Genomic DNA, 6,707 nt, shown 5'->3' with positions numbered 1-6,707 from the left:
ACTCATCTCTGCATCCCGAGTATACAATATCTGACCTTCTGAATCAGAATAGCGTTGAATCTCATTATGTAAATGTCTATAAAATTCACTATTCATCGTCATATAAGTCGCTCCAACTTTTATTTGTCCCGGAATAGGATCTGTCTGACTCACATGAGTATAAATCGCAAAAACAAATACGACTACTGTACAAAATATAATTTTGACGATTGTTCTTGTATATTCTCTACTCATTCCAACCTCCAAAAAGTTTCAACTAGTTCATTGTAACACATTTAGACAGTATAAAAAAGCCTGAGACTAACTCAGACTTTTCAATGTTTAAAATGGCAATTCTTCCTCTTCCAAAACCAAATCCGCCAAATCTTGTCCTGCATTATTTTCACGCATGGCACGTTGGGCACGACTTTCCAATAGTTGGAATCCAGTAACAAGTACTTCGGTCACATAATTCATTTGACCATTTTTCTCAAAGCGACGGGTACGAAGTTCTCCATCCACAGAGATAAGACTACCTTTAGTTGCGTAGCTTGCCAATGTTTCTGCTAGTCTCCCCCATAGGACCATATTAACAAAATCAGCTTCGCGCTCCCCATTTTGGTCTTTGTAACGACGGTTCACAGCGATAGTTGCTCGCGCTACTGACTTGTCATTGTTGGTTTTGTGCAATTCTGGTGTAGACGTCAAACGCCCAATCAAGATAACTTTATTATACATATTTTTTCCTCCTACTTATCTATTCGTAGGAAATCAAAAAAAGTTACAGAAATTTGTAACTTTTCGAGGAAATTTTTTACTTTTTATGAACCATGAAACCTGTCGCCTGTTGATTGGCCATAATGGTCATATCTGTAATCTGAACACGACGAGGTTGACTGGTCACATAGACTACTGTGTCTGCAATATCCTGAGCTTGCAAGGCTTCTATTCCTTGGTAAACGGACGCAGCTCGTTCTTTATCACCGTGAAAACGTACCGTCGAAAAATCTGTTTCGACAATCCCCGGTTGAATGGTTGTCACCTTGATATCCGTTGCAATGATATCAATTCGCAGACCATCTGAAAAGGTCTTAACCGCAGCCTTGGTAGCTGAGTAAACAGCGGCACCCGCATAGGCGTAGATTCCTGCGGTTGACCCCATGTTGATGATATGTCCTTGATTGGCTTTTACCATTACTGGCAAGAAACAGCGAGTGACTGCCATCAAACCTTTGACATTGGTATCCAGCATGGTCAACATATCCAACTCTTCATAGTCCTGATAAGGTGCTAAACCTAGAGCCAGTCCGGCATTGTTGACCAGAATATCAATCTGACCTATCGTTTCTAGAATATCAGAGCAGACAGTCTTTACCATAGTCATATCCGTGACATCTAGTGGAAAGGTCCAAACTGTTTGATTTGGAAAGACTTCTGCAAACTCCGACTTGAGGGTTTCTAGTCTGTCTATCCGTCGTCCAGTTAGAACGACATTCTCACCCTGCTCCAGATAAGCACGCGCAATCGCTTCACCAATTCCTGATGTCGCTCCTGTAATCACAACATTTTTTGCCATCTTATTTCCTTCTAGCTGGTCTATCAGATACTAACAACTTCTTAGGCAGTCCAGTGTTTAGCTGCATCAAATGGAGTTCCGGCAACTTGGTCTTCTGATAATTCAATAATACCACGTTTTTGCGGAGCATTTGGCAAATGCAATTCACGAGGGCTACACATCATGCCAAAACTCTTTTCGCCACGAAGCTCACCTGGGAAAATAAGATTGCCTTTGGGCATCATAGCTCCAGGAAGAGCCACAATGGTTTTCAACCCCACACGCGCATTAGGAGCCCCTGCAACGATCTGCACTGTCTTGTCACTTGCGACTGCAACTTGGCAGATGTTGAGGTGGTCACTATCTGGATGAGCTACCATCTCGACAATTTCACCAACAACAAACTTAGGTTCCTTGTCATTGACAATTTCTTCTGCAAAACCTTCCGCTTGTAATTCTTGGTTCAAACGAGCGACTTGCTCATCTGTCAAAAATACTTGACCGCGCTCTGCAATTTCAAATAAACTTGAAACTTCAAAAATATTCCAAGCCACTGTTTCCTCATTATCTTTTAGAAAAACACGGGCTACCTTGCCTTTGCGCTCCACATCCAGTTTGGCATCTCCGCTATTTTTCACGATGACCATAAGGACATCACCGACATATTCTTTATTATATGTAAAAATCATTGTTTCCTTTTTCTCCTATTTCAGTCCTGCTAAAAAGTCGTTAATTTGTTGCTTGCTTTTACGGTCGCGATTAACAAAACGACCAATTTCCTTGTCTTTTTCTAGAACAACAAGGCTAGGGATTCCATATACATCCCAGAGTTTGGCCAAATCCATATACTGGTCTCTATCCACTCGAATAAAGGTGAACTCTGGATTGGTCTCCTCAATTTCTGGTAAGGCAGGATAGATATAACGACAATCGCCACACCAGTCTGCCACAAAAAGAAAGACCTTCTTGCCCTCTTTTTCCACCAAAGATGCCAATTCTTCTAAACTTGCTGGTTGTATCATAAGACTTCCTCCTCATAGACTAGATCTTCATTTTCATAGACAAAGGTATAATGACGGCCATCCTCAAAAATGACGCCACCAACCAAGCTCTCTAGACTGCTTTCATAGACTTGAACATAGAGGGTCGCAATTTCCCCCATGTCTGAAAAATGGTCTCGCACAATCGCTGTTAACTCTTCCTGAGTCTTCCTGAGCTTATGGTCATCTGCAACTTTTTTCGTAGCAAGGGCAAGGCTTCCAATACCTAGCAGAGCCAAGCCTGCCATCAACATTTTTTTAGCTTTCATACCATTCATTTTAACACAAAAAAGACTTTAGGACAAATGAGGAAGCAGCAGAAACGCAAGTAAAAAGCCCCTTCCTTTAAGGAAAAGGACTTCTTATACTCAATGAAAATCAAAGAGCAAACTAGGAAGCTAGCCGCAGGTTGCTCAAAGCACTGCTTTAAGGTTGTAGATAGAACTGACGAAGTCAGCTCAAAACAGCGTTTTGAGGTTGTGGATGAAACTGACGTGGTTTGAAGAGATTTTCGAAGAGTATTATTCTTATTGCCAGGTACCTGAGTTGCCAACGTAGTAACCATCAGGTGTGTAGGTATTACGAAGCATCTTACCTGATGAAGCCAGATAATACCACTGGCCATTATCTTTGACCCAATCATTCGCTAGCATGGCACCAGAAGAACTTACATAATACCATTCTCCCTTGTCATAAACCCAAGTGCTTGCTTTCATGGCTCCTGAAGTTGATAAATAGTACCACTTGCCTTGGTCGTAAAGCCAATCACTCGCAATCATGGCTCCTGATGATTTAAAGGCATACCAGTTACTACCTTGATAAAGCCAAGTTTGATTGAACATGATCCCTTTATCATTCATAAAGTACCAAGTCCCCTTGTCATAAACCCAATCCTTCTGCACTAATTGACCTTGTTTTTGATAGTACCAGTTTTGGTTTGATTTGAGCCAGCTTTCTGCTTTTACAATCGGATAAAGTTCTTTGAAAGATCCTCCATCATCATATTTATGACTGATAGATTTTGGTTTTTCTAGTTTCAACTCGTCATTATCATAATTTACCCAAGCAAAGACTTTTTGACCATTGACAGTCTCTGGTAAGGTAGCTGTGTAAGTCTTGGTTTGATAATCCCATTTAGCATCGAGGTAAGTGTATTGATCATTTGATTCTTCAATACGATAGTAGCCTCTCTTTCCACTATCATTATGAATATCATCCACAACTTTCGTTGACCAGGTCTTCACTTCGCTTCCGCTCTTGGCTTCTACCTTGATATCTCCTCTATAGCCATATGGAACATAGAAATTCAGGTAACGTCCCTCGACACCAATCATAGACTTGTCCTTTTCTTGGCCTAGAAAATTGACTGTCTGATCTTGACCATTGAGACTGACCGTCCACTCGATTTTCTCGGTTTTTGGCAAATCCAAGACTTTAATATCCACTTCATGACCATTATTAAACCGAAGAATCTTGCCATCTTGATACTGTACTCCACACTTAACAACCCATTCTTCTTTAAGTTCAAATGCCTGCCCTGAATGAGGAAAAGCCAGTAAAGCTAGACCAGCTAGAGACAAACCAAATAATGTGATTTTTTTCATTGTAGTTCCTCCTTAGTCGTTGTTATGTTAATTATATCACTATGTTTTTATTTTGCAACTCATATCCTAAATATGCAAGCAAAAAACCTCTGAGATTGTTCTCAAAGGTTTTGGTCTTGCTAATTACTGTTCTCAACTGCTGCAGTCACAAAGGCAGTGTAGAGTTCTTCTGGACGATTTGGACGGCTTGACAGTTCAGGGTGATACTGACACGCTACAAAGAATTTATTTTCAGGAATTTCCACAATTTCGACCAAACGATTGTCTGGAGAAACTCCTGAGAAGACAAAACCTGCTGCCTCAAATTGCTCACGGAAGGCATTGTTAAACTCATAGCGGTGACGGTGACGGCGTTGCACCACTTCTTGATTGTGATAAGCAGCCGCTGCCTTAGATCCACGCTTCAACTTAGATGGATAAAGTCCCAAGCGAAGGGTTCCCCCCATATCCTCAACATCAATCTGATCACGCATGATATCAATGATAGGGTATTTTGTTTCTGGTGCAAGCTCTGCAGAATTAGCACCTTCGAGTCCTAAAACGTGACGAGCAAACTCGATACAAGTCAACTGCATTCCCAAGCAGACTCCCAACATTGGAACATCATTCTCACGCGCATAGCGGATGGCTTGGATTTTCCCTTCAGTACCACGTTGGCCAAAACCACCTGGTACGATGATTCCGTCCGCATCAGACAAGAGCTCTGCCACATTATCTGCTGTCACATCATTGGCATTGATCCAATTGAGCTTAACTTCTGCGTCGTTGGCATAACCAGAGTGTTTCAAGGCTTCAACCACAGAGATGTAGGCATCTTGCAACTCCACATACTTACCAACAAGGGAAATCTTAACTTGTTTCTTGAGGTTCATGACCTTGTCCACCATGGCTGACCATTCTGTCATATCTGCTACTGGTGCGTCTAATTTCAAATGGTCACAGACAATTTGGTCCATGCCTTGCGCCTGCAAGTTCAATGGAATTTGGTAAAGGTGTTCAACATCCAACGATTCGATAACGGCTTCTGGTGCCACATCACAGAACTGGGCCAGTTTGTTTTTAATTCCTTGGCCAGCTGGCTCTTCTGTACGAATAACTAACATATTTGGTTGGATTCCCAATCCACGCAATTCTTTTACAGAGTGTTGAGTTGGTTTGGTTTTCATTTCACCAGCTGCCTTGAGGTAAGGAAGGAGGGTTGTATGGATGTACATGACATTGTCCGCACCTACATCTGCCTTCATCTGACGAAGGGCCTCTAAGAATGGCAAGGACTCGATATCTCCAACAGTTCCACCAACCTCTGTAATAATGACATCAGAATCAGTCGTTAGAGCGGCACGCTTGATTTTTTCTTTCAAGGCATCTGTGATATGAGGAATGACTTGAACAGTTGCCCCAAGGTATTCTCCACGGCGTTCCTTACGAAGAACTTCACTGTAGATTTTACCAGTTGTCACGTTGGAATATTTGTTGAGATTGATATCGATGAAACGTTCATAGTGACCCAAGTCCAAATCTGTCTCAGCTCCATCATCTGTCACAAAAACTTCCCCGTGCTGGTAAGGACTCATAGTTCCCGGATCAATATTGATATAAGGATCAAACTTTTGAATGGTTACTTTGAGACCACGATTTTTCAAGAGACGGCCCAGACTTGCTGCGACAATCCCTTTCCCAATAGACGATACCACACCACCAGTTACAAAAATATATTTCGTTGACATAGATTCCTCTTTCTAAAATGCTCAAGGTCTTGTTAACTACGAGGGGACATAGAAAACAAGACCCTACTAATAAGAATAATCTGGAACGACTGCACCAGATTCACAACCAAAATACAAGAAGATAACTTCTTGAAAAAACAAAAATAGCTCCCTAAGAACTAGGGAGCCCCGACCTCCAAAAGAGGTGCCCGAACAATATGATACCTAAAAATAGGATAATTGTCAATAGCTAATTTCTATTCCTCGATGTTTTCAGAATCATCGTCTGAAAACTCATCATCTTCTTCGTTGAGATCCACGTCTTCTCCCAAGTCATCTGGGGCGATTTCGTTGATTTCTGCATCGTAAGCTTCCACTTCATTTTTCTCATCATCTGGATTTTCATCATCATATGAAAGAGCTGGATCTGCTTCGTATGCATCTTCATCTTCTGGATCATCAGCATTGTAGTCAATAGCATCTGAATCGCCATCCATGAAGGCATTGACACGTTTTTTCTTAGCTTTTGGTGCTACTTCATCGTCGTCATTTTCTTCAAGAGCGATGATTTCTTCGTCGATTTCGTCCACACCATACCATGAACGAAGCCCCCATTTATTGTCTCCAAGTGAGATGAAGCTACCGTCAAAGTTCAACTCTGTGTAGAACAAAGGCAAAGCTTCGCGGATATCGCTGTTTGATGTTCCAAGGTAGTTTTGAATTTCGTTTACAAGATCGCTAAAATGCATCTCATGATCGCGACCACGAAGTTCCAAGATAGCACGCGCTACCTCAATCATAGATAGTTCACTTTTTTCTTGCC

8 protein-coding genes and 1 pseudogene are annotated in these 6,707 nt (G+C 41.6%); all 9 read right to left on the bottom strand.

Annotated elements, in window-relative coordinates:
- Positions 1–234 (bottom strand): annotated as a pseudogene (locus tag ACLNCN_RS02520) (sugar ABC transporter substrate-binding protein); the annotation flags it as partial.
- Positions 235–321: 87 nt separating this feature from the next.
- Entirely contained in the window at positions 322–717 is a 396-nt protein-coding gene (locus ACLNCN_RS02515) for a single-stranded DNA-binding protein (RefSeq protein WP_000282442.1), read from the bottom strand.
- Between the two features lie 76 nt (positions 718–793).
- Positions 794–1,555: an SDR family NAD(P)-dependent oxidoreductase gene (locus ACLNCN_RS02510; protein ID WP_049543844.1), complete on the bottom strand. Its 762-nt coding sequence runs from the start codon at positions 1,553–1,555 to the stop codon at positions 794–796.
- 41 nt (positions 1,556–1,596) lie between these two features.
- Positions 1,597–2,223: a YtpR family tRNA-binding protein gene (gene ytpR / locus ACLNCN_RS02505; protein ID WP_153199209.1), complete on the bottom strand. Its 627-nt coding sequence runs from the start codon at positions 2,221–2,223 to the stop codon at positions 1,597–1,599.
- Positions 2,224–2,238: 15 nt separating this feature from the next.
- A complete protein-coding gene (locus tag ACLNCN_RS02500; protein WP_000615781.1) occupies positions 2,239–2,556 on the bottom strand; it encodes a thioredoxin family protein in 318 nt (105 codons plus the stop codon).
- The gene (locus ACLNCN_RS02495; RefSeq protein WP_031233155.1) at positions 2,553–2,852 is read right to left on the bottom strand and encodes a DUF4651 domain-containing protein; all 300 of its coding nucleotides are present in this window, start codon (positions 2,850–2,852) and stop codon (positions 2,553–2,555) included. Before ACLNCN_RS02495 ends, ACLNCN_RS02500 begins: the two co-directional genes overlap by 4 nt.
- 249 nt (positions 2,853–3,101) lie before the next feature.
- Complete coding sequence (locus tag ACLNCN_RS02490; protein WP_424844550.1) at positions 3,102–4,178, bottom strand: N-acetylmuramoyl-L-alanine amidase family protein; 1,077 nt, start codon at positions 4,176–4,178, stop codon at positions 3,102–3,104.
- Positions 4,179–4,297: 119 nt separating this feature from the next.
- Entirely contained in the window at positions 4,298–5,905 is a 1,608-nt protein-coding gene (locus ACLNCN_RS02485) for a CTP synthase (protein ID WP_150922838.1), read from the bottom strand.
- A gap of 236 nt (positions 5,906–6,141) precedes the next feature.
- Positions 6,142–6,707, bottom strand: a 566-nt coding sequence (gene rpoE / locus ACLNCN_RS02480; RefSeq protein WP_424844549.1) for a DNA-directed RNA polymerase subunit delta, incomplete at its 5' end; no start/stop codon positions are given.

The sequence above is a fragment of the Streptococcus sp. CL8.13 genome (assembly GCF_049737895.1).
This window is presented reverse-complemented; position numbering and strand designations above follow the sequence as displayed.